The organism is Pseudomonas fluorescens (assembly GCF_001623525.1).
Lineage (GTDB): Bacteria > Pseudomonadota > Gammaproteobacteria > Pseudomonadales > Pseudomonadaceae > Aquipseudomonas > Aquipseudomonas fluorescens_Q.
Genome location: NZ_CP015225.1, coordinates 3136715 through 3159874 on the forward strand (window position 1 = coordinate 3136715; position 23160 = coordinate 3159874).

At 58.4% G+C, this 23160-nt stretch carries 13 protein-coding genes; 8 read left to right on the plus strand and 5 right to left on the minus strand.

The window, feature by feature from the left end:
- Window positions 1-159 precede the first annotated feature (159 nt).
- Window positions 160-996 (minus strand): CvfB family protein, encoded by an 837-nt coding sequence (locus TK06_RS13380; RefSeq protein WP_060738695.1) that lies wholly within the window; start codon window positions 994-996, stop codon window positions 160-162.
- 339 nt (window positions 997-1335) lie between these two features.
- Here TK06_RS13380 and TK06_RS13385 point away from each other — a divergent pair, with 339 nt between their 5' ends.
- From TK06_RS13385 to TK06_RS13395, 3 genes are all read left to right on the plus strand, one after another.
- Entirely contained in the window at window positions 1336-1524 is a 189-nt protein-coding gene (locus tag TK06_RS13385) for a hypothetical protein (RefSeq protein ID WP_018607615.1), read from the plus strand.
- A gap of 189 nt (window positions 1525-1713) precedes the next feature.
- On the plus strand, window positions 1714-2430 hold the full coding sequence (locus TK06_RS13390) for a TorF family putative porin (RefSeq protein ID WP_063322454.1): 717 nt from the start codon (window positions 1714-1716) through the stop codon (window positions 2428-2430).
- An 81-nt stretch (window positions 2431-2511) separates the two neighbouring features.
- Window positions 2512-3378 carry a DUF6279 family lipoprotein gene (locus TK06_RS13395; protein WP_063322455.1) on the plus strand — a complete coding sequence of 289 codons (867 nt, stop codon included), beginning with the start codon at window positions 2512-2514 and terminating at the stop codon, window positions 3376-3378.
- A gap of 62 nt (window positions 3379-3440) precedes the next feature.
- On the opposite strand, the gene TK06_RS13400 is transcribed toward TK06_RS13395, so the two are convergent.
- Entirely contained in the window at window positions 3441-3833 is a 393-nt protein-coding gene (locus TK06_RS13400; protein ID WP_063322456.1) for a hypothetical protein, read from the minus strand.
- 298 nt (window positions 3834-4131) lie between these two features.
- Here TK06_RS13400 and TK06_RS13405 point away from each other — a divergent pair, with 298 nt between their 5' ends.
- From TK06_RS13405 to TK06_RS13425, 5 genes are all read left to right on the plus strand, one after another.
- The gene (locus tag TK06_RS13405) at window positions 4132-4863 is read left to right on the plus strand and encodes a DUF899 domain-containing protein (RefSeq protein ID WP_063322457.1); all 732 of its coding nucleotides are present in this window, start codon (window positions 4132-4134) and stop codon (window positions 4861-4863) included.
- A 263-nt stretch (window positions 4864-5126) separates the two neighbouring features.
- Window positions 5127-5399 (plus strand): hypothetical protein, encoded by a 273-nt coding sequence (locus TK06_RS13410; protein ID WP_003184161.1) that lies wholly within the window; start codon window positions 5127-5129, stop codon window positions 5397-5399.
- 117 nt (window positions 5400-5516) lie between these two features.
- A complete protein-coding gene (locus tag TK06_RS13415) occupies window positions 5517-5819 on the plus strand; it encodes a type II toxin-antitoxin system RelE/ParE family toxin (protein WP_063322458.1) in 303 nt (100 codons plus the stop codon).
- Entirely contained in the window at window positions 5812-6111 is a 300-nt protein-coding gene (locus tag TK06_RS13420) for an addiction module antidote protein (RefSeq protein WP_063322459.1), read from the plus strand. Before TK06_RS13415 ends, TK06_RS13420 begins: the two co-directional genes overlap by 8 nt.
- 223 nt (window positions 6112-6334) lie before the next feature.
- Window positions 6335-7528 (plus strand): IS4 family transposase, encoded by a 1194-nt coding sequence (locus TK06_RS13425; RefSeq protein ID WP_063322460.1) that lies wholly within the window; start codon window positions 6335-6337, stop codon window positions 7526-7528.
- 154 nt (window positions 7529-7682) lie between these two features.
- Here the strand turns inward: TK06_RS13425 and TK06_RS30865 are convergent, their stop codons facing one another.
- Genes TK06_RS30865 through TK06_RS13435 form a run of 3 tightly spaced genes read right to left on the minus strand, consistent with a single transcriptional unit; the run spans window position 7683 to window position 23011 of the window.
- Window positions 7683-8195, minus strand: coding sequence for a hypothetical protein (locus TK06_RS30865; protein WP_086936648.1), 513 nt, complete (start codon window positions 8193-8195; stop codon window positions 7683-7685).
- The gene (locus TK06_RS13430) at window positions 8195-21280 is read right to left on the minus strand and encodes a filamentous hemagglutinin N-terminal domain-containing protein (protein WP_238992630.1); all 13086 of its coding nucleotides are present in this window, start codon (window positions 21278-21280) and stop codon (window positions 8195-8197) included. Before TK06_RS13430 ends, TK06_RS30865 begins: the two co-directional genes overlap by 1 nt.
- Window positions 21281-21304: 24 nt before the next feature.
- The gene (locus TK06_RS13435) at window positions 21305-23011 is read right to left on the minus strand and encodes a ShlB/FhaC/HecB family hemolysin secretion/activation protein (protein WP_063322461.1); all 1707 of its coding nucleotides are present in this window, start codon (window positions 23009-23011) and stop codon (window positions 21305-21307) included.
- Window positions 23012-23160: the final 149 nt, after the last annotated feature.

Consider the following 23160-nt stretch of genomic DNA (forward strand, 5'->3'; position numbering starts at 1 on the left):
AGATCAACCTGTGGCGAGGGAGCTTGCTCCCGCTGGGGCGCGAAGCGGCCCCTTCGAACATGCTACCTCGGTGTCTTAGCTTGGATTGAGTGCAGCTGGTTTGGGGCTGCTTCGCAGCCCAGCGGGAGCAAGCTCCCTCGCCACAGGAATTGTGTGCAGTTAGCTCAATTCAATGCGATCGGCATGAATGACAATCTGCCCATTCTTGTACAGCGCACCAATGGCCTTCTTGAAGTTGCCCTTGCTCACGCCAAACAGGCTGCTGATCAGCGCCGGGTCGCTCTTGTCGCTGACCGCCAGGGTGCCGTTGTTCTCTCGCAACTTGGCGAGAATCTTGGCGTTCAGGCTGGTGGCAGCTTCCTGGCCCACCGGCTGCAGGCTCAGGCTGATCTTGCCGTCTGGGCGAATCTCCTTGATGAAACCTTTTTCCTGCATGCCCGCGCGCATGAACTTGAAGATTTCGTTCTTGTGGATCAAGCCCCAGTGCTTGTTATTGATGATCGCCTTGAACCCCATGTCGGTGGCTTCGGCGACCAGCAAATCCACTTCCTGGCCCGGCGTATAGTTGGCCGGGGTCTTGTCCAGATAGCGATCCAGGCGTGCCGTGGCGGTGATGCGGCGGGTGTGCTTGTCGAGGTAGACGTGCACCACGCAGTATTCGCCGGCGGTCATCTGGCGCTTTTCTTCGGAATACGGCAGCAACAGGTCCTTGGGCAGGCCCCAGTCCAGGAACACGCCGATGCTGTTGACCTCAACCACTTTCAGGCTGGCGAACTCACCGACCTGCACTTTTGGTTTTTCGGTGGTGGCGATCAGTTTGTCGTCGCTGTCCAGATAAATAAAAACATTGAGCCAGTCTTCATCTTCGCTGGGAATATCCTTGGGGATATAACGGTTGGGCAGCAGAATTTCGCCGTCCGCGCCGCCATCCAGATATAAACCGAAGTTAGTGTGTTTAACCACTTGCAAACTGTTGTAGCGCCCGACTAAAGCCATTTCCAATACCCTCATTGCGTGGGCGGCATTCTACCCGGTTTTGCGGCGCGATTCGTGGCCGCCGGCAAGGTTTGCCTGGAAGGCCCGGCACAACCGTTGATTTTCCTGGGTTTGCGTCCGAGGCACAGCCATTCGTCAGGCCGGAGACGGTGCATGCCGTCCTTTCTCGGCACAATATTCTTCACACGGTTGTTATTTAAAACAGAGGCTTAGGGCAATTATTGCCGGATAACGGCTGATTATTCCCGTCACGCTGGCGATAATTCAGAAGGATATTTGCCAAGCAATTGTCAAGTATTTCCTGTACGATGCCTGGCCCAATTAATTATCTACAGGTTAATGGCCGTCATGCGCGTAAAAGCATCCAACAGCAAAGCAAAGCCAGCTCCAGCCGTTGAAACCAGCGAGTCGATCAACGACCAGATCGCTGCGTTCCTCAAGTCCGGCGGCGAGATCCAGCAAATTGCCAAAGGCGTCAGCGGCCAGACATTCGGCCCGTCCAAGCAGATCAGCCTGGGCAAGAAGTAACCTGCGCGTCACCTGGTCCCAAAGCGCTTTGAGTTTCGAAGCGCTTGGACTGGAACCCTCCCCGCCCTATCCATTCCCCATGAATCGACGAACGGCCTTCGCAGCCGAGCATTCGCCGGTATGCTTTCACCTCTCTAGCCCAAGCGTTTCAGCTTAGTTCCTGCTCCTCGCTATTTCATGGAGTGAAGCATGCGTATCCCTATTGTTGCGCTGGCGATCAGCCTGCTGACGTGCCCCCTCGCCCAGGGGCAGGTGTTCCAACGCGAACTCGGCGACTTCGATCTCAAACTGGGCACCACTCCAAGCCGTAGCATGGCCGAAGGCCTGGTCACGCCGTCGAGCACCGGCTCGTTTCATGGTGGGTTGGACCTGAGCCATGACAGCGGCTGGTACGTTGGCCAGTGGTCACCCAGCGCCGGCCTGACATCGTCCGCCGACCTTGAGGTCGATTCCTACATGGGCTTTAAACAACCCTTCGACCAGACCCTGGGCTACGAAGTCGGCCTGATCCACTACAGCTACCCCACCGTCGATACCCTCGACAGCCAGGAGTTCTACGGCGGCCTGACCGTACTCGGCAGCCGTTTTGGCGCGGCCCTGAGCAACGACCCGGACAAACAGAACAGCACACTGTTCGCCGACCTGGGCGGCAACGTGCCGTTCGGCATTGGCATCAGCGCCAAATACACCACCCACCAACTCAATACGCCAGTCTCGGTGGAGAACGGTTATATCGGCAGCTTCAGCGACTGGTCGTTGAAAATTTCCCGTCCGTGGAAGGGCCTCGACCTGGATCTGATCTACAGCGACTCAAGCCTCAGCGGCAGCAGTTGCTCGGCGTACTCGGGCCACAACAGCGAGTGCGACAGCCTGCTGACCCTCAAGATGGCCCACCCTTTTTACTAAGCGTTACGCATTTAATCGGCTGAACTGCCGCGCGTCTGCGATGCTCAAACAAAGCACCTACGCCTTCGCAAGGACTCGCTCATGCCGCGCTGGTTGACCCGCACTGCCATGTTCATCGCCCTATTGCTGACGCTCACCGCCTGCAGCCGCATCGGCCTGGCCTACCGCAACCTCGACCTGATCATCCCCTGGACCCTCAATGATTACCTGGACATCAGAGGCGAGCAAAAAGACTGGTTCAACGAACGCCTCAAGGACCACCTGACCTGGCATTGCACAACCCAATTGCCCGACTACCTCGACTGGCTGGATCGCCTCAAGACCATGGTGAAAACTGACCAGGTAACCGACGAAGCCTTGCAACAACGTACCCAAGAAGCCAAGGCCGCCATCGCCGAAACCGCACGGCAGATCACTCCCTCGGCCATCGAACTGCTGCAAGGCCTGAACGACGACCAAGTCGATGACATGGATGCCGCCTTCGTCAAGGATCAGCGCAAACGCCAGCAGCAGTACCTCAAGCCGACGTTGCAACAGCAGATTCAGGAGCGCAGCGACCGCATGGTCAAACGCCTAGACGACTGGCTCGGCCCGCTCAACGAAGCCCAGCACCAACGGGTGATGGCCTGGTCCACCGCCCTGGGTGACCAGAACCAGCAATGGATCGCCAACCGCGCCCACTGGCAAAACCAGTTCAGCGAAGCCGTGGCCCAGCGCCACAGTCCTGACTTCCCGAAACGCATCGAGCAACTGCTGGTCAATCGGGAAAGTCTCTGGACCCCGGCCTATCGCGAGGCCTTCAGCAAAACCGAAGCCCAGGCCCGCAGCCTGCTGGTGGACCTGATGGCCGAAAGCACCCCGCCCCAGCGCGAACGGCTGCTGAAGAAAATCGACGGGGTGAAGAAGGATTTCACTGACTTGAAGTGCCTGAAAGCAGCACGATCTTAAAACCACTGAAGATCCAATGTGGGAGCGAGCTTGCTCGCTCCCACAAGGTTTGTGCCTGGTTCCTAGGCAATCTGCGCCTTGGACGCCAAATCATCAAACGTGAACTCATCCAGCGCATCGTCCTGCTCATCCAGCACCTGGCGCGGATGATCATTGCCCGGAATGCTGCTGTCGATCAGGCTCAACAACCGCGAGCCACGGGGCGTCAGCACGAAGTTCTCGCCGTTACCGCCCTCTTCCTCTGGCCGCGGCTCGATATAGCCACGCTCCAGCAGTAACTTTTCATACTCCCCGGCGACCGCTTTCAGATGATCGAGGTTCTCGATTTCCTCACCCGCCGCCGCCTTCTGAGCTGCGTATTCCTCCGCATAAGGCCGAGGCGTAAAACTATGGCCGGCGCCGTTCTGCACTTCGTGCAACAACTTTTCGATCAAGTCCCAGTTATAAGTCGTCATCCTGGTCCATCCTCTGAAGAGTGAGATGCCTACCTAGGTTGTGACCGAGGTGCTGCGCCGCCGTTCAGCCGGGTTTCCGGGCGCAATGCTGTTTACTTGAGGCCTATCCAATTCATTGTGGCGAGGGGATTTATCCCCGTTGGGCTGCGAAGCAGCCCTGAATCCAACCGCGCGGTTTACAAGCTTAACGGCTAGCTATTTCACAAACCGACCAACGGCCTGTCGAATTCATCCAGAGCCAGACGACCACTTACAGAAAGTGCCGACTCAGCGGCTCTGCCATGCAGGAGAATTCATCATGAATGTTGAGAATCATCCGGTCGTCTCGCGGGAAGAGTGGCTCGCCGCCCGCCGCCAACACCTGGCCCACGAAAAAGCCTTCACCCGCGAACGAGACAAACTCAGCGCCGAACGCCGCGCCCTGCCCTGGGTAAAAATCGACAAACCCTACCGCTTCCAAGGCCCCCACGGTGAACTGAGCCTGGCCGACCTGTTCGGCGGCCGCAGCCAACTGATCATCTACCACTTCATGTTCGGCCCCGGCTGGACAGAAGGCTGCCAGGGCTGCTCATTCCTCTCCGACCACATCGACGGCGCCAACCAACACCTGGCCCACCACGACGTGGCCGTGGTCGCCGTCTCCCGCGCCCCCTTCGCCGAGTTCCAGCCATTCAAGCGCCGCATGGGCTGGACCTTCGACTGGGTCTCGTCCAACGGCTGCGACTTCAACTACGACTTCGGCGTCAGCTTCAAAGCCGAAGACACCGCCGGTGGAAAAGCCACCTACAACTACGAAAAAACCGACACCACCGAAGGCGAACTCCCCGGCCTGAGCGTCTTCTACCGCAACGAAGCCAGCGACATCTTCCACACCTACTCCACCTACGCCCGCGGCCTCGATATCCTGGTCGGCACCTACAACTACCTCGACCTGACGCCCAAGGGCCGCAACGAAGACGAAATCATGGACTGGGTGCGGCATCACGATAAATACGACGAGGCCAAGCCACACAGCTGCTGCCACAGCTGATGCGCCAACCCGCACAAGTCGAGCGCGATCCCCGTGGCGAGGGAGCTTGCTCCCGCTCGACTGCGCAGCAGTCGCCTGCAGTGCCTGACCCGCGGCAGCCCAAAAAGCCGACTGATGCAGGGCTAAAGGTCCTACACAAAGCTCGGAAAGTGGCGTCTTGTGGCTCTGGAACGGGGCGGTCTATAGTCCGTTGTCGCCCAAGAAGCGACCGGGTTTGGCGACCCGATCCACAGAGAGACTCATTAATTTTCGAGGCTCTGAATATGACCAGATACATGCCCATCACCGGCATTGACTGTACCCCCGCTACCCTGCTCATCGACACTGAGGCCCCGCTCGACGTTCTTTTCGAAACGGCTGATTACCGCATTCGCACCGTGACCCAACTGCTGGAAAACATCGCGTTTCGTTCAGATATCAGCTCCGATACGGTGGTGCTTTCGGACTTTTGCAAAATGCTAACGATAGCGTTGCGCGATGGGTGTGATGTGATGGACGTGATTGGGAGACGGTTGCGGGCGCAAGCTGCTGAGTAACGAAAACGGGCGACCTCTGGGTCGCCCGTCTCACTTTCTAATTAGTGGAATAACAAGGCACACGCTTGACCGTAAATATGCAGCCTTGCCTTTTCTGTATTTTATAGACTACATTTCATGAAGAAGATCGAATCCAGCAAATTCCGATCCTGGCTGAAAAAGCTCAAGGATGGCACCGGCAGAGCTCGTATCACCTCACGGATCAATCGACTGATAGAGGGCTTACCTGGCGATGTCGCTCCAGTCGGCCATGGTATCAGTGAGCTACGAATTCACTACGGGCCTGGCTACAGGGTGTATTTCTACCAGCAGGGCGACGTGCTGGTGATTCTGCTCTGTGGCGGCGACAAAGGCAGTCAGAGCCGCGACATTGAAACCGCCCACCAGATAATGCAGGCGTGGAGAGCACAAAATGACTGAGACTTTTACAGAATTTGACCCCGCAGAATACCTCAGTACTCCCGAAGCCATCGCGGAGTTCATGAGCGATGCTCTGGAAACCGGCGATGCAAGTTACATCGCCAAAGCGATGGGGGTAGTCGCGCGAGCTAAGGGGATGACCGAATTGGCCAGGGAAACAGGCCTGTCGCGCGAACAGCTATACCGTTCCTTCAGCGAGCATGGTAATCCCACTCTGAAAACACTCCTGGCGGTCATGAAGGCACTTGGTGTCGATATGACGGCTCGGCCACACACGCACACTGCGCCGTAATCCTAATGGAAAGAAAAGGGGACAAAGAAACACGAAAAGGGGACCAGACGGCGATTAAAAAGACAGGCCGATCTCGATTAGTCTGTCTCAAATCCCAGAAAAAAGGGGACAGATTCTGAGGAATCCCCGAATTTTCTTACGAAAAATCAAGAAGTTGGAATATTGAAGATACCTGCATGAGTCGGCAGCTTGTGTTGCACCACACAAAACAAGATCCCGACCCATGCAGGCCATCCGATTCTTACATAGCGCGCTCGCTCAAGCGCTCCCCGGTGTTCACTCTCGTCGCCTGAAAACGTTGATGTGTTGTGTCAGCGCATTGCTACGAGGACGTCAGCTCACGCTGACGGGGCTTGGTCGATTTTTACCGAGCAAAGCCTATCCCAAACACACCATCAAACGAGTGGATCGGTTGCTGGGTAATCGGCATCTGCAAACCGAGCGCCCGCTGTTTTACTGGGTCATGCTGCGAGCCCTGTTGGGCTCGCTCAAGCATCCATTGATCCTGGTTGATTGGTCACCCATTGATGCGGCTGGAGAGTTCTTTTTGTTGCGCGCAGCCATCCCTTTGGCGGGACGCTCATTCCCGATCTATGAGAGCGTTCATGAACGTGAGGGTTGTCCGAAATATCAAAAACGATTGCTACAAACGCTGGCCGAAATGCTTCCCGAAGAGTGCGTTCCGATCCTTGTGGCTGACGCAGGTTTTCGCCGGCCATGGATCAAAGCCGTCGAGGCGCAAGGCTGGTATTACGTGGGACGCGTGCGTAACCGGGATCTCTACCGAGCCGACGCAGACACTTGGCTACCCGTTAAAAACCTCTACGCTCTGGCATCGTCCTCACCGAAGTCATTGGGGCGGATCGAGATGACCCAAAGCGCTCCGCACATCATTCATCTGTACTGCGTTAGGCATTCGGCAAAAGGTCGCAAACACCAGCGTGTCACCGGATCAATCGCCAAAAACAAACTCAGCAGGCAATCGGCCAATCGTGAACGCGAGCCCTGGTTATTGGCTAGCAACCTGCCGGAGGATCAATGGAATCCATCGAAAATCGTGGCCATTTACAAACAGCGCATGCAGATAGAAGAAGGCTTCAGAGATGTAAAAAGTGAGTATTTTGGCGTAGGCGTCACTCGCCATCGGAGTCACTGCCCACGCCGAATCGAAGTACTTTTGCTGATCTCGGCTCTGGCTAATTACATCATTTGTTTAACGGGGTTGCAGGCCCGCGAGGCGGGGCATGAGCGCCGTTTTCAAAGCAATAGCCTTAAACGCCGACGAGTGTTATCGCTATGGCGGCTGGGCTTGGAATACTGGCGTAGCGGACGCGGCTCAAACTCTCGAAAAACTTTGGAAAGACTTGAGCACGCGTTGCGAGCAGAGGTACATCAAGAGGTGCAGACATTGGAATAGATTTGTGGGGATCCCTCAGAATCTGTCCTCTTTTTCCTCCTTTTTCCTCAGATAAAAGGGGAACCCAGCAGTTAAAAGCTGCAGGGCGAGTTGGCTTTTAGCCTTGACTTGAGACCGGCTAATGGGTGTCCCCTTTTCTCTCCGCTTTTTTTCACTAATTTAGACCAAGCTCTCGCAACTGAATTTCGCTCGCAAAGTCTAATTCATCACTTTTAACCCTAGTCCCATCTGAATAATGAGAGTAACCACAGACACCACACTGACAAGCTAACAATCCATTATATCTACCTATAAAAATGCGTCCCCCATCAGACTTACATCTTGGACATTGCTCATCTACTTCGACCGTTATCAACTCCTCAATCGTATCGCGCAGAAATCTCGCAATCGCCTCTCCCTCCCGAGGCTGACGTTTCATGATAGTATTTTTAAAATTCATTAAATCCACCGCCGTAAAACAAGAGCGCTCAACCGGCATTGCTCGCTCATTGACCTTCATAACCCTATCAAATCCATAAGTCGTGAACGGCTCACAGTCAAGATACTGATAATTACTCCGAATCCAGTGGAGTATTAATTCAAGAATTTGTCTCGAAGATGCCTCATCAGCCAGAGCTGAGACTGCCGACTGAAACTCACCCCAAACTTTAGTTGGTAGACCACCCATCAAATACCCGCCTTAACAGGAAAAGTTGTTATCAAATTACCGGCTCTGTCGGTAAATACCTTTAACACAGAAGTGGGGACACCGCCATCCTTCAACGTAGTAGTACCAATCGTCCGCCCCACATCAACCGTTCTAACAAACTGGCCATCCGGCAGCCCCACAACCGGGGACTTCACCACAGATGTACTTTGCAAAATCCCTTTTAGCTCCTCCGGTGCAATAGTGAATACGGAGCGTGAATTAGATATTTCCCTATTAAAATGCCCTTCTAAAACATGTTCGAAACCCGCAGACACGGGTTTACCACTATCCCGAAGAGGTGTCGTTGCAGTACGGCCGTTGGCAATGTTTATGCGGGACTGTACGCGGCCCGGGACTGGGATAATGGGTTCACTTGGAACATCTTTAACCGGATGAGTATAAGGCATCCCCGCCTCAGCATCCGGCCCCCCAAGCGGCGTGCTGCCGTTCTTGCCCGTAGAAGCTCCCGTACGTACGGCCTTGGCTTCCGTAAACTTATCCAAAGCCGCCTGAACCCTAGGCGAAATCCCTCCTTCGCCAACGCCAGCACCACGCGCGCCGCCTGAGGTCGGTATGACCAGCGTAGCCACGCTTGTTGCGTTTTCCCACGTGTCAGTAACCTTCGCCAAGTTCGTCAGGTCGTTCAACGCACGCTCAGTCAGGGTGTCCTTGTATTGCGTACAAGTCGCCGTCGTGCAATTGAGGTCATTCAGTGCGGTCAGCCCGCCCTGGATCGAGGTCAGCAAGGATTTCGCAAATGCACCACTGACGGCCTTCTCCGACCAATCGGTGATTTCGTTACTGATCTGTTCGTACTTCCCCCCTTCCCACGTGTTTTTCTGACAAGTCTCGCTGCTACCACAGGCATTCATGTCCCCGACAAAGTCACTCATATCGGGGTGATTGAGGTTGTTGTACTGGGTCGCGTTGCCAGCCACATACGCGCCGGTCTGTAGACTATTCGCATCATCACCAGCCACAGCTGCGGCAGCCACCACACCCAGCAATTGCGAAGACATGAGCATAAGATGGTCACGGTTCTCCGGACTCATCTGAGCCGACATCCGCCGCAACTGGTTAGCGAACGTCTCATTCACTCCCGCTGCCATCGCACCGACAGCAAAGTCGCTGCCCGATGCTTCGGCGATCATGCCGCCTACCAAGGCGTGCAGGGCGATCTTCTCCGGACTGCCGGTCTTCAGGCCGAGGTTACCTACCTGGTCAAAGGAATAAGCCGCCAAGGTGTTGTAGACCGCCGACTGCAGGATGCCCGCTAACGTAACGTCCCGACCGAAAGCTTTGGCGATCGCAGCAGCAGATGCGTTGTTGATCAGTTGCTGACCCGCAAAATGGCTGACGGCTTCGATCGAACTTAAGTCAATCACCGTCTTGCCATTGACCTGCTTGGTCATGGTCATATCGCCCAGGTAGTTCTCGGCGACACCGGCCGTGATGGCCGCGATGGCGGCGTTGGTAAGGCCGTCTTTGCTGGCTACCGCTTTCAACCCGGCACCTAGGTCGCCGTTATTGTTGATCGTCGCCACAGTGCCGGTGGTTGCCAGACTGGACGCACCAGCCAAGGCCCAGCCGCCAAGACCGGCACCAGCAGGGCCGAGCAGAACGGTCATCAGAATGGCAATTATCATCTGCGCTGCCGGCCCCAGGCCGGAGTTCGAGTACTTGAAGCTGGTATGGATCTCCTGCACTTGCCGCCAATCAACACCACCCTGCTCATCAAGCTCCTTGAGCCAAGCCAGTTTCGGATCGGCCTTGGCCATCGCATCGATGGATTCGCTGACCGTCTGCTTGTTGACTTGCAGCACGTCCGCATGAATCTTGCCCACCGCGCTGATGACCAAGTCGCCTTGAGCAGTCAGTTCACTCTGACGAACCGTCTCATCCGTGCGGCCGCTGCCCTTCATGCTGAACCACGCGGCGCTGGTCTTGCTTTTCTCGTGACTCTCCTGATGCAGGTCCTTGGCGCTCTCAAAGGTAATCGAGCCACCGCTTTGCAAGGTCAGGTCATTGCCACTGTTCAGCTTGGCTACTTGATAATGCTGATCCTCACCGGAAACCAAGGTCAGATCGCCCCCAGTGGTAATCTCACTCCCCACATGAGTCACCTTGGTCAGCTCATCACGCCGACTCTGTTTCTTCCCCCAGCTCCCCTTCTTCTTTTTCTCATACAGCGAATAATCGCTGTCCTGCGCGGCCAGAAGCGCCAGGCTTTCTCCAGCCACCAGATAAGCTTCATCACCGGCGTTGATACGGCTGGAGATAAGCGCCATATCCTTCCCGGCATCCAACCTCACGTCGCCTCCAGCACTGATAGCGCTGCCGATCTGTTTGACGTGGTCCTTTTGGGCCGTGACCTTTTTCGACTTGTAGTAAGAGTGGGTTTCGTTGGCGCCGGAGGAGATTGTCATGTTCTCGTCGGCGGCCAGCGCTACATCGCGATCAGCACTGATCTGGCTCGCGATGGCGTTGAAGTCTCGACCGGCATTCACAACAACGTCGCGCCCTGCATCCACCTCCGAGCCCAATTGAGTGATCGAACTTCTACGGGTACCACCGGTGTTAGCGGTCTGTTGTTGCGCAGAAACGATATTGACATCCCGCCCTGCATTGATTTGGGTGTCGCGTCCGCTGACCATGACGCTGCCAACGCTGTTGACGTCTCTACCAACTCCCATGGTCAGGTCGTTGGCCGCCTCGATACGCGAGGCGTTATCCGCATAGTCCTGCCGCTGCGTGTAGCCCTTGTTACTGATACTTGCGGTGGTCAACGTGCGCTCGTTGATTATGTCGCCAACGATCGCATTCATGCTGACGTCACGCCCGGCGATGATGCCGCCGGATTTATTGACGATGTCGTTGCCGGCCAACAGGTCAAGACGGTTGCCGGCTTCAATCAATCCGCTGTTCGTCAGGTTCTCGCCAGCGGATGCGGAGAGGTTATTCGTAGCCCGAAGCGTACCGGCGTTCTCTAGATCCTTGCCGGCAATCAACGTAACGTTCTGACCAGCAATCAATGCACCATTAGGCGCCAGACGATTATTGGCCTGGGCCAGGTACAGCACCGGCACCAGCACCTTTTCACCGTTCACTTCGTGCTCTTCGAGCCAGACGATGTCGTGGGTCAGGGCGGCAACTTGTTGGGCGGTGAGGGTGACGCCTACCGACAAGTTGAGGGCGTCCTTGCTGGCGATGGCGTTGTTCATCAGGTACTCGAACATCGCCTCATCGGAGGTCTGGCCGTCGATGAAGCGTTGGCCGGTGCGGGCGACGACGGCTTGCTGGATCAGACGTTGTTCAAACAAGCCATCGCCCAGGCGCTTGGCGCTGGTGTCGGCGTCGTAGCCGAGTTTCGTCAGCAAATAATCCGAGCTGGTGAATGACTTGAGGTCGGTAAGGACCGGGTTGGTCTCGATCAAGTATTTATGTGGCGTCGAGGCAACCGTCGTGCTTGGCAGGCCCGTTACCCGTGCCACCGTTTGGCCGTTGACAGGCGCTGGACCGCTTACCGAGGCGTCGGTTGGACGACTTACGCCGACCGGCGGCGTGCTCGAAGTGTCCAGTGCAATGTCGACGCCACGGGGGATGGTGCCGTCGAGCGAATGCCCTGGCAGTTGCGGCGTGCCTGTGGACGAGTCCGTTGGAGCGGTGACCTGAATGGCGGACGCGCCAGCCGTAACGCCACCGCTCTCACGATTCAACAACTGCACCTGTCGTTCGGCGGTGGAAACCTGGGTGGCATCGGCGATCTGGATGTCGCGCACATTGGCGGTCGGGGCGGCGGTGGATCGATTCGATGCGCTCACGCTGGCGCCGCCGATTGTCCAGTTCTGCGACACGACCGGCGTCTGGGAGGATGACGCGTCGCTGGCGCCCTGCCCGCTCAGCCGGAACAGGCCGTTTTGCCCGGTGGGGAGGCTGAAGCCGGGGAGTGTCAGGGGGTTTATTTGTTGTTGGGCCAAGTCCGGTGGGAGTTGGCTGTTCAGGGTCACGACCGTGGTTTTGCCTGAGCCTGAGGCGGCGGTTGTGGTGTTGCGGGGCGACGTTGTTATGCCGGTGGCGAATGGGCGCTCCACGCCGTTGGTGATTTTGTTTGTTGCGGTAATGGAGACGTTGCCGCCGGCTTGGATGATGGCCGGGGCAAAATTATCGGATGAGGTCGAGGAAAAAACCTCCTGCTTAAATGGAGTAAGTCTTTTTATAAAATCTGGCAGTTCGGTCCGAATACCCGCCGAATACTTAGAGCTATTGAAAACTACTACTTTCGTCCCTCCACCGCTATAGCTATCAACCATGTTAACCACCGGACCAACAACCTGATAATACTCCCTATCTACAGGCTTGTTAGTGGTCATAAAATTGCGTGACAGAACAAAACTTTCATCCCCCGCCGCATTCCAAAAACGAATATCTTTATTGTAGCCAGAGTCATTGTAAACATTATAGTCCACAACCCTCTGCAACTCATCCCCATTCTGGATATTATTATAATTTATATATTGATAACTCGTATAATCTCCCAAAGCCGTACCGGAATTTTCAAAATCATCGACAATTATAGAAATATCACCTCCAGCTGTAGTAGTTGAGTTCGAATTAACAAATGATGCACCATCGATAGCTAGATTTCTTCCAGCACTCAACGAAGCCGACACCGCGGTAGAGTCCCCGGACACCAAGACACGATACTGCTGCTTATAGACTAGGTAGTAGGGTATCTGTTCGCTTCCATATTGAGGAAGCGAATCACAACTGGAGCAACGAAACCCCAACGCCGAAGAATACAACTCCGCCTCAGTCTTAAAATCCCCGCGCTTATTAATAATTGAATCCGCATTAATGGAAAAATCCCGCCCACTCTCCATGGTGCCCGAATCATTCTCCATCAACGCCGACCGCCCCCCCAGGTCATTGCGCGCTACATCAATGTTCTCTAGGGCATAAACATCCGACTTACGGTTGGTAAAACTCCCCACCCGCAATTTCATGTCCGCCCCACTGAACAAAAACCCACCTTGATCGTTCAGCAAGGTCGAAGCCGTCAGTTTCAAACCATCTGCACCGGCAACCGTCCCATAGTTATTAATGGTGCCCGCAGTGATATTCAACGCACCCGCCGATGTCAGCCGCCCGTAATTGTTCAGGCTGCCCAGGCCACCGCGCCCACCGATCGTCGTGGTCCCGCCGCCGGTGATACTGGCCACACTACTCAAGTCGATCGCAGCGGCATCTACCGTCATGTCGCCCAGGCTGGAGACCCGGCCATTGCCGCTATACCGCCCAGTCAACTGCAAGCCCAGGCCACCATCACTGGCAATCAACCCGTTGTTAACCCAGTTCCCGCCTTTACCCTCCAACTGCGTCGAGGCCAGCAGTTGCCCAGTCTCGGTCTGGGTGAAATTGTTGACGTCGACCGTCAGCCGCCCGGCCTGGATGACGCTGGTGTTGGTCCAGGTGTCGGCTTTTAGCGTCAAGCCGCCGCGGGTGACGATGTCGCCGCCGGCGCCGGTGACGTTGGCCAGGGAGATGTCGAACGTGCCGTCACCCAGATGCAGTAATTGGCCGCCGCCATTGAGGAAGCTGTTGGCGGACAGGGTCAGGTGACTGTTGGCGCTTTCCAGCTTGCCATTGCGGTTGTCGAAGAGGCTGCCGATCTGGAAGTCGGTTTTGCCCGTTACCCCAAGGGCTCGCAGTTGGCCCGTCTGGTTATCGAGGCTGGCGGCACTCACCACCAAGGTGCTGTCGCTTTCCAGAATGCCGCCACGGTTGATCAGGGCGCCGTCCAGGTCCAAATTGATGGCGTTGCCGGCGATCTGGCCGGCGGTGTTGTCCAGGCTGGCACCGGTGCCGCTGACCTTGATCAGCCCAGAGGCATAGAGACCGCCACTGCGATTGTTCAGGCCGACGGTGTCGATGACGATATCGCCCGTCTGCGCGGCAATCCGGCCACCGTTGTTGTTCAGCCCGGCCAAGGCGCGCAGGCCAAGGCGTTGGCCTTGAATCACACCGCCCTTGTTGTTCACATCGAAGCCGTTGCGCAGCACCCCTACGGTTCTCGCCTCAAGGGCGCCCTTGAGGCTGGCGAGGGTGCCGCCACGGTTATCGATGTTGGCCGCGGTCACGTTTACATCGCCGGTTTGGGCGATGAGTTTGCCGCCCTGGTTGTCCAGGTCCGCGCGCAATTCAAGACTCACACCCGTCTGGCCTTGCATCTCGCCTTGGCCGTTGGCAAGGCTCGCGGCATTGAGTTCAACGTCCGCCGTCTGGCTGTAGATCAGCCCGTTGGTATGGTTCTGCACGGCTCCGGAGGCAGTGACCGTCAGCGCATTTTTCGCGGCGACAGTGCCGGTATAGCTGTTGTCCAGGGTGCCGGTGCCCAGGGTCATTTCGCCCTGGCTGACCAATTGACCGCCTTGGTTGTTGATCGCGGTCGCATCTTTAACCGTCAACGGACCAGCGCTGGCAAGCTTGGCGCCGTGGTTGTCCAGGGCCCCCTTGAGGTTGAGGGTCACGGCGGCGTTACCGATCAGGTTGCCGCCACTGTTGTCCACGGAGGTGCCGGTGAAGCTCAAAGCGTTTTGTGCGTTGACAGTACCGCCGACGTTGCCCAGGGTCATGGCCTTCATGACCAGAGTCGCGCCGCTGTCGATCAAGCCGCCTTGGGCGTTGTTCAGCAAACCGCCAGTGACGGTCAGGGTCTGGTCGGCGCCGCTGGACAGATTCCCGCCCTGGTTATCCAGGCTGGCAGCGCTGACAGTGAGTTTTTTCTGGCCGACCAGCGCACCGGTAGCGCTGTTGAGCAGTGCCCCGCTGAGGGTGACGCCAACGTCTCCATTGCGGCTGGAGAGCGTGCCGTTGTTGCGGTTGTCCAGGCTGCTGCCACTGACCTGCAAGTCCTGCCATCCAGAGATCAAGCCGTTCTGGTTGACCAGGCTATCGCCATGAAGGCTCAGGTTCTGACTGCTGATCAGCTTGCCGCCGCTGTTATCGATCGTCTGGCCGCTGAGGTTGAAGCTCTGGCTGCTGGAGATTTCGCCACCCTGGTTATCAAGGTTGCGCAGGCCGTTGACGGTCAGCAAACCTTTGGCGGTGATCAGGCCGTTGCGATTGTTCAGGTCATGACCGCCGAGGTTCAGCGTCACGGCTTGTTCGCCCAGTAGACGTCCACCGTTTTGGGTCAGCGCCGCGAGGGTCAGGTTCATATCGCCCTTGGCCGACACTTCGCCGCCGTCGCTGGAGTCCAGCGAATCGGCGCCGAGGGTGAGTCTGGATTGGGCATTGATCAGGCCGTTGGCGCTGTTGTCCAGGGCCATGGCGTTGAGGACCAATGCACCGCCCGCCAACACGCTGCCACCCTGGTTGTTCAAATTGCCGCTGTTGAGTGTCAGCAACTGTGCGGCGCTGATCAGGCCTTGGGCCTGGTTGTCTATTTCTTGGCCAACCGTCAGGTCGAGCTTGCCACGACTGGTCAGGGTGCCGCCGTTGTTGTTCAGGCTTTGCGCAAGGACATCGACGCTGGCCGCGCCGATCATGCCTTTGACGTTGTTCAGCGCCTGGGCGATGCGCAGCGTGAGGCCCTGGTTGCTGAGCAGCCGGCCGCCATCGTTGTTGAGGTTTTGTGCCGCCAGGGTGAAGGCTTGGGCGCTGGAGATTTCACCGCCCTGGTTGTTCACGCCGAGGAGGTTTTTCAGCAGCAACGTACCGGGGGCGTTGATCAGGCCGTTCTGGTTGTTGAGCTGGCCATTGTTCATGTCCAGGCTCAGCGAGGTGTTGCTGAACAACTGGCCGCCCTGTTGATCCAGGCCGGAAACCGAGGCAGTCAGTGCGCCCTGGCTGCCGATGCGGCCGCCGTCCTGGTTGGTGACCTGGGCCGCCTTGAGGTTCAGTGTGCTGCCGCTGTTGAGGCGTCCGTTCTGGCTGTTGTTGAACGCGCCGGTAGAGATGTTCACCGTGCCTTTGCCGCTGATGTTGCCCTGCTGACGGTTGTCCAGGGCCGTGCTGCTGAGCAGCAACGCGCCGTCGGTCACCAGTTCGCCGCCCTGGTTATCGAGGCGGCCCAGGCTTTTAACCGTCAGGTTGGCCGCGCTGGACAAGCTGCCGCCGCTGTTGCCCAGGTTGGCGGCGCTGACGTCGAGGGTACCTTCGCTGCTGAGTTGACCCTGGGTGTTGATCAGGTCGCCACTGAGGTCGATGCGCTGGTTCTGCTGGCTGACCAGATAGCCGCCGCTGTTGTCCAGGGAACCGCCGTCGAGGCTCAATTGTGTCTTGGCACTGAGCAGGCCTTTGGTCCGGTTGAGCAGCTTGTCCACGGTGAGCTTCAGGGTTTGCCCGGCGAATATTTGGCCGCTGTCGCTGTTGTCGAGGTTTTTGCTCACCAGTGTGACGCCGGTGTTACCGCTCAGCTCGCCGCCACGGTTGTCGAGGTCGTCAACGTTGATATCCAGCGCTTTTGTCGCGCCGATCAAGCCGGCCTGGCGGTTGTCGAGGCTCGACGCTTGCAACGTCAGGTCCGTGGTGCTGACCAGCGTGCCTTGACGGTTATCCAGCGCAGTGACGGTGACGTCGAGCCCGGCCTTGCCGGCGATACTGGCAGCGCGGTTATCCAGGCGATCAGCGTTCAATACCAGTGCGCCGTCGGCGATCAGCGAACCGCGCTGGTTGTCGAGCAACGTATCGACCTTCACATCGAGCTGATCGCGACTGCTGATCAGCCCATCGCTGTTATCCAGGCTGGCGCTGTGGCTGTCCACGGACGCAGCCGAAACAATCCCTTTGGCGTTGTTCAGCGCCTGCACGGTTCGAAGCATCAGGGCTTGGTTGCTAAGCAGTTTGCCGCCGCTGTTATCGAGGTTCCGCGCGGCCAGGGTGAACGCTAGCCGGCTGGAAATTTCACCGCCCTGGTTGTTGACGTCCTTGAGGTTGCTCAGCAGCAACAGACCCGCGGCATTGATCAGGCCGCCCTGGTTGTTCAACTGGCCTTGGTTCATGTCCAGGCTGACGCTGGTGTTGCTGAACAACTCTCCTTGCTGTTGATCCAGCCCGGTGACCGATGCAGTCAGAGCCTGACTGCTGGCGATACGGCCGTCGGCGTTGTTCACCTGAGTGGCGGTGAGCGCGAGGGTGTTGCCCGAGGTCAAGCGCCCGCCCTGGCTGTTGTTGAGAGCGCCGGTGCTGACTTGGGTGGCGGCGCTGCCCGAGACCAGGCCTTTCTGGCTATTGTCCAGGCTGGCGCTTTTGAGGCTCAGGCCGGCGTCGGTGCTGATGGAGCCACCCTGGTTGATCAGCCCACCCTGGCTGACAATGGACAACGCGCCGGCACTGCCGAGGCTACCGGCGGTGTTATCGAGGCTGCCGGCGTCGACGCTCAGTTCACCTTCGCTGCTGATCAGGCCTTTGTTATTCAACAATGCGTTGTCGAGTGTGATCACCAAAGCATTCAGGCTACTGAGTGCGCCACCGCTGTTGTCCAGCGTACTGCCCGTGAGCATGAGTCGGCCTTGGGCGTGGACCAGGCCCTTGGTCTGGTTGATCAGTTGCGCGACTTTCAATTCAAGCGCGCTGCCTGCAATCAGTTTGCCGCCGTCGCTGTTGTCCAGGCGTTGAGCGCCAACCTTGACGTCCAGCCCTGCGGACAGTTCGCCCGCCCGGTTATCGATCTGCTCAACCTGCAAATCCAGCGCTTTTGTGGTGCCGACCAATCCACCGTTGCGGTTATCCAGAACGCTGCCGGTCAGGCTCAGGTTGCCTTGTGATACCAACGCGCCTCCCTGCTGTTGCAGGGTATCGATCCGCGCGGTGAGGTCGGTTTGGCTGGAGATGCGGCCAAGGGCGTTTTGCACCTCATTGGCCTTCAAGTTCAGCGGGCCTACGCTGCTCAGCAAACCACCGCTGTTGTCCAGCCGCGTGACTTCGACGCCGACGCCGGCTTTGCCGGTAATGATCCCGTTGCTGCGGTTGTCCAGTTGCGCGACCGTCAGTTGCAGCGCTCTGTCGGCGCGGATGTTGCCGCCACGGTTGTCGAGCGAATCGCTGCGCACGGTCAGCAGGTCGACCCCGGTGAGACGACCGCCGCGGTTGTCGAGGCTACCGGTTTGCAGGTCAAGTGCGCCCTTGGCGATCACTTCGCCCTGGCCCTGGTTGTCCAGCAGGCCACTGATGCGTGCGCTCAGGCTGCCGTCGCTGATCACTTGGCCAGCGTTGCCGTTGTTCAGGCTCGCGGCCTGGATGTCCACGACCTTGCCCGAACCGAGCACACCCTCGCGGTTGTCCAGCGCGCCGCCCAGGCTGATGTTCAAGGCGTTATCGCCCAGCACCTGACCATTGCGGTTGTTCAGGGTCATCGCGTTGAGCCGGGTCAGACCGGCACTGGACACTTCACCCTCCAGGTTGGTCAGCGTTCCATCGACGTCCACACTCAGGTCGGCGTCGCTGCTCAAGGTGCCGCTGCTGTTGTCCAGGCTGGCTGCGCGCACGGCAAGGCCATTGGCCGAGACCACTCCTTGGGCGTTGTTCAACGCCTGGGCAATGGTCAGGTTGAGGCCCTGCTTGCTGACGACTTTGCCGGCGCTGTTGTCCAGGCTGTTTGCATTCAGGCTGAAGGACTTGTCGCTGGAGATCTCGCCGTCACGGTTGTTCACAGCGGCGAGGTTGTTCAACAGCAGCGCGCCGGGGGTGCTGATCAGCCCGCCCTGGTTGTTCAATTGCCCATGGTTGAGGTCAAGGGAAAGGCTGGTGTTGCTGACCAATTGGCCGTTCTGTTGCTCCAGCCCGGTGACGCTGGCGTTCAGGGCCTTGGCGCTGGCGATGCGACCGGAGGTGTTGTTCACCTGACCGGCCTTCAGTAGCAGCGTGTCACCGCTGATCAGGCTGCCACCCAGGTTGCTCAGGGTCGCGGCGCTGTCGATGCTCAACGCACCGACGCTGGTCAACTGACCCGCATCGTTATTGATACCGGCGGCTTTGACGCTGGCGGTGGCGTCGCTTTTGAGGCTGCCTTGGGCATTGAGCAGTTGCCCGCGCAGGTCCAGGTTCATCCCTCGCTGGGCATACAGCGACCCCTGGCGGTTGTCGAGTTGGCCGGCGTTGACCGCCAGGACGCCTCGGGTCGAGATCAATCCGAGGCTTTGGTTGGTCAGGCGTTCGAGCGTCAGGCGCAGATCACCATAGGCAATTACTTTGCCGCTGTTGCTGTTGTCCAGCTCGGTGCCGGTCAGCGTCAGGACACCCTGGCTCGACAGCTCACCGCTGCGGTTATCCAACTTGCCTACATCGAGGCTGGCGGCCTGGGTTGTGGTGACGACGCCGTTCTGACGGTTATCCAGGCTCGCCGCATTGAGCGTCAGCAGCCCCGCCGAAGACAGCAATCCCGCCTGATTCAGCAACTGCGCCGAAATGCTGGCGGTGAGCGCACCGTCACTGAGCAAACGGCCTGCGGTGTTATCCACCGACGCAGCGCTGAGCTGCACGCTCTTGCTTGAAGTGAGCCGGCCGCTGCGGTTGTTCACTTGGCCGCTGGCATTAATATCCAACCCCTGCCCTGCCGCGACCAGGCCAGCCACGTTGTCCAGCGACGCAACGCGCAATGTAACGCCGCTCAAGCCGGTGAGTTCGCCACCGTTGTTATTCAACTGACTGACATTGGCCGTCAGGTTGCCGTTGCTGCTGACCGTGCCCTGGGTGTTGAGCAGCGTGTTGGCGGTGACGTTCAGCGTATTGCTGCTGAGCACCCGTCCTTTACTTTGATTGTCCAAGGTCGCGGCGTTGACCGTGGCGGCCTGCCCGGCGCTCAGCGTCCCACCCTTGTTGCTCAGCGTCTGCGCAACGTCGACTGTGAGGTTACGACTGGCAACAACGCTCTTACCGTTGTTACTCAGACTCTGCGCCTCCAGGCTCACGTCCCCCGCCGCGTTACGGGTGTTATCCGCGTTGACCCCGGCCTCGATAATGCCGTTGTTGGTCAACTGCCCACCCGCGTTCAGCGTAATGCTGTCCCGCGCCGCAAGACTCTGCTGGTTGCTCAAGTTGCCCTGGGTCTGGGCGTTCAACCTGGTGCCGGCGTAGGCCGGACCTCGGGCATCAAGGCTCGCGGCTTTGACATTGATGGCGCCACTGGCCGAGGTCTCTGCCAGGCTCAGGCGGCCGTTGGCATCGAGCTGAATGTCGCCGCCGCTGGCGATCAGTTTGCCGTCCAGTTTCACGCCGACGCCAGCTTCGGTGCCCACCAGCTTGATAGTGCCTGCGTACATGCCGCCCAAGGCCGAGGAGTCGATGGCCAATTCGGGCTTGGCACTGCCATCATCGGCCCGGGCAGTGGCGTTGAGGGTATTGGCGTTAACGTCGTTGCGCCCGGCGACGATGGTCAGGTTCTTGGCCTGGATCTCGGCATTGATCCTGGCACTGCGAGTAATGATTTCGAAACTGTCGACGTTGTTGGCGTTGAGGCCCGCGCCTTCGATGGCGACGCTGCCCTGGTCAACCTGGTAGCGGCTCACCTGACCGTTTTCGATGATCGGCTTGCCCGTGGTCAGGGTCGCCTTTGGGGCATTGATGAAACCGCAGCCATTACAGCTGATGCCGTAAGGGTTGGCGACGATGACGTGGGCCGACTGCCCTGCCACTTCGGTGTAGCCGCGCAACTGGCTCGGGTTGCCGCCATTGACTTCGTTGAGAATGGTGGTGGCGGCCGTGCCGTTGAGGTTTGGGTTGCCGAGGATGATCCCGCCCAGTTGCGTGGACTGGGTTCGGTTTGTGGCGTTGTTGAGGATTACGCCGTTGCTGCCGACGTTGTAGTCCTTGAATTGGTTGTGGGACAGACCGCTGCCGTTGGGTTTGGCGATGTTGACGATAGGCACACCATTGCCTGCCTGGCTGAGGCCGGTGCCCGGTGCGCTGACCACAATGCCGTCGGCCTGGGCCCACAGCGGTTGCCAGAACATGACGTTGGCCAACAGGAACGCCAGGCCGCGCTTGGGCATGCCGCAGAACCGGTCACGGGCGTGCAGGGCTGCGGAAGGTTGGCGGGCCAGGAAGGCGTATTGGCGGTCGTCCATGTTCAGGTCTCGTTGCAGCAAAATTTAGAGGAGTACGTCCACGCGGAAGTAGATCGGCGCTTCGCGCTCGCTCAGGGCATCCGGGCGTTCCAGGGAATGGGCGAAGGTGACGCTGGCGCTCAGGTGCTCACCACGGGCGAACAGCTCCAGCGAGTTGCTCGACATGCGCCCGTGCTGGCCGCCGTTGTAGCGGTCGCCGCGAATCACGCCCTGGTCATAGCCGAGGCTGGTGCCGTATTCGGCGAACACCGGGCGCAGCCACTCCAATGTCACCGGACGGCTCCAGCGCAAGTCGTTGCGCCAGTAGCCGCCGCTGTCGCCAGACAGCGTCTGGTCTTTGTAGCCGCGAATCGACGACAGGCCGCCCAGGCTCATGCGCTGGGGGCTGAACAGCACGTCTTCGCTGCGCTGGCCGGTCATCAGGCTGCTGAAGCTGAAGGACTCGCCACCCAGCATGAAGGGCTGCAAATAGCTGAGGGTCGCGGTGTATTTGCGATAGCGCGCATCCGGTACGCCAGGGCCCGGGTCGTGATCGCCCTGGGCATCGAGAGCACCGATACCTTGTTGCATGCCCAGGTCGAGGTTGACGAAGGCATTGCCGATTCGCCGGCCATGGTTGATGCCGAACTGCGCCTCGCTGATGCGATTGCTGCTCTCGCGAAGCTTGCTGTCTTCGATGAAGTTGTTGGTGCGCAGGTACGAAAGGCCGGTGTTGAGGGAAGTCTTGCTCAGCGCATCGCGATGGATCACCCGCTCGACCCGCAACTGATGGTTCTGGCTGTCGCCGGTCTGCTTGAAGTTGAAACCGTTGGCCGGAATTTGCGAGCGGTATTCGCTCTGGCTGTAGGTGTAGCTGACGTTCCACCAGCCCCAAGGCAGGTTGTAATAAAGCATGGCGTTGTTGGAGGTGTGCTGGTGGTCGGTCATCGCGTCATGACCGCCGCGCAACATCAACTGGTCGGCCAGGCCCAGCGGGCTGTCCCACTCGAAACTGCTGCCCCACTGCTGCTCACCGGTGCTGCGCTGGCCGTCGTTGCTGCGCGACAGGCCGGCGCGCCAGGGCTTTTTCGGCTCGTTGGTGACCCGCACTTCACTGCCACCGACTTCCTGGCCGGGGGTCAGCTCCATTTTGGCCTGGTTCGACGGCAGGCGATTGAGCTGATCCACCATCTGCTCGATCTCCCGCAGGTTGACCAGGTCACCGGCCTTGCCGGGAAAAGCCATTCCCAATTCACGGTCCGACAGCTTGCTGTCCTCGGTCCCCTTCAGGCCTTCAAGTCGCCCTTCCACCACCAGCACGCTCAGATGCCCACCGGACAAATCCTGCTGCGGCAGATAGGCACGACTGGTGACCAGCCCCTTTTCGATGTAGTGGTCGGTGATGACTTTGAGCAGTTCGTTAAGCTGCCGCACACCCAGGCATTGGCCGGTGTAGGGCTTGAGCAGTCGTTCGCGCTCACTGGCGGACAGGCTGTCGGCCCCCTTGAGTTCGATGGTCTTGATCGGGAAGCAACGGGTATCGACAGGTGCGGTCGGCTGGGTCGGCTTCGCCTCCTGGCCGGGCAGGTCCTTGAGTTCCTCCAGGCGACGACGCTGCTCTTCGAGCAAACGGTTCTGTCGCTCGCGGATCAGGTCCGTCTCGCCTGGAGTGGGGGCGGCGCGAGCCAGGGTCAGCGGAGAAAGGCACAGCACAGCCACGCACAACCTCGCCCAAAAGGCGGGTGAGGACATGTTCGATCCCTCGAGCGGAAAATGACATCAAAATAGTGGCGCGATGTTAATGAGCCATCATTTTGACGTCAACTAAATGGGTTGGGCTTTAAGGCTATTGCTGGAACCATTCATCTGAAATCGGATGGCTCCGGTACGGGGGTACGAAA

What these genes read in the sequence shown, in the direction of transcription:
- TK06_RS13425 (WP_063322460.1), top strand. Translation starts at nt 6,335, where the DNA reads ATGCAGGCCATCCGATTCTTACATAGCGCGCTCGCTCAAGCGCTCCCC.
- TK06_RS13410 (WP_003184161.1), top strand. Translation starts at nt 5,127, where the DNA reads ATGACCAGATACATGCCCATCACCGGCATTGACTGTACCCCCGCTACC.
- TK06_RS13435 (WP_063322461.1), bottom strand. Translation starts at nt 23,011, where the DNA reads ATGTCCTCACCCGCCTTTTGGGCGAGGTTGTGCGTGGCTGTGCTGTGC.
- TK06_RS13395 (WP_063322455.1), top strand. Translation starts at nt 2,512, where the DNA reads ATGCCGCGCTGGTTGACCCGCACTGCCATGTTCATCGCCCTATTGCTG.
- TK06_RS13385 (WP_018607615.1), top strand. Translation starts at nt 1,336, where the DNA reads ATGGCCGTCATGCGCGTAAAAGCATCCAACAGCAAAGCAAAGCCAGCT.
- TK06_RS13420 (WP_063322459.1), top strand. Translation starts at nt 5,812, where the DNA reads ATGACTGAGACTTTTACAGAATTTGACCCCGCAGAATACCTCAGTACT.
- TK06_RS13415 (WP_063322458.1), top strand. Translation starts at nt 5,517, where the DNA reads ATGAAGAAGATCGAATCCAGCAAATTCCGATCCTGGCTGAAAAAGCTC.
- TK06_RS30865 (WP_086936648.1), bottom strand. Translation starts at nt 8,195, where the DNA reads ATGGGTGGTCTACCAACTAAAGTTTGGGGTGAGTTTCAGTCGGCAGTC.
- TK06_RS13405 (WP_063322457.1), top strand. Translation starts at nt 4,132, where the DNA reads ATGAATGTTGAGAATCATCCGGTCGTCTCGCGGGAAGAGTGGCTCGCC.
- TK06_RS13380 (WP_060738695.1), bottom strand. Translation starts at nt 996, where the DNA reads ATGGCTTTAGTCGGGCGCTACAACAGTTTGCAAGTGGTTAAACACACT.
- TK06_RS13430 (WP_238992630.1), bottom strand. Translation starts at nt 21,280, where the DNA reads ATGGACGACCGCCAATACGCCTTCCTGGCCCGCCAACCTTCCGCAGCC.
- TK06_RS13400 (WP_063322456.1), bottom strand. Translation starts at nt 3,833, where the DNA reads ATGACGACTTATAACTGGGACTTGATCGAAAAGTTGTTGCACGAAGTG.
- TK06_RS13390 (WP_063322454.1), top strand. Translation starts at nt 1,714, where the DNA reads ATGCGTATCCCTATTGTTGCGCTGGCGATCAGCCTGCTGACGTGCCCC.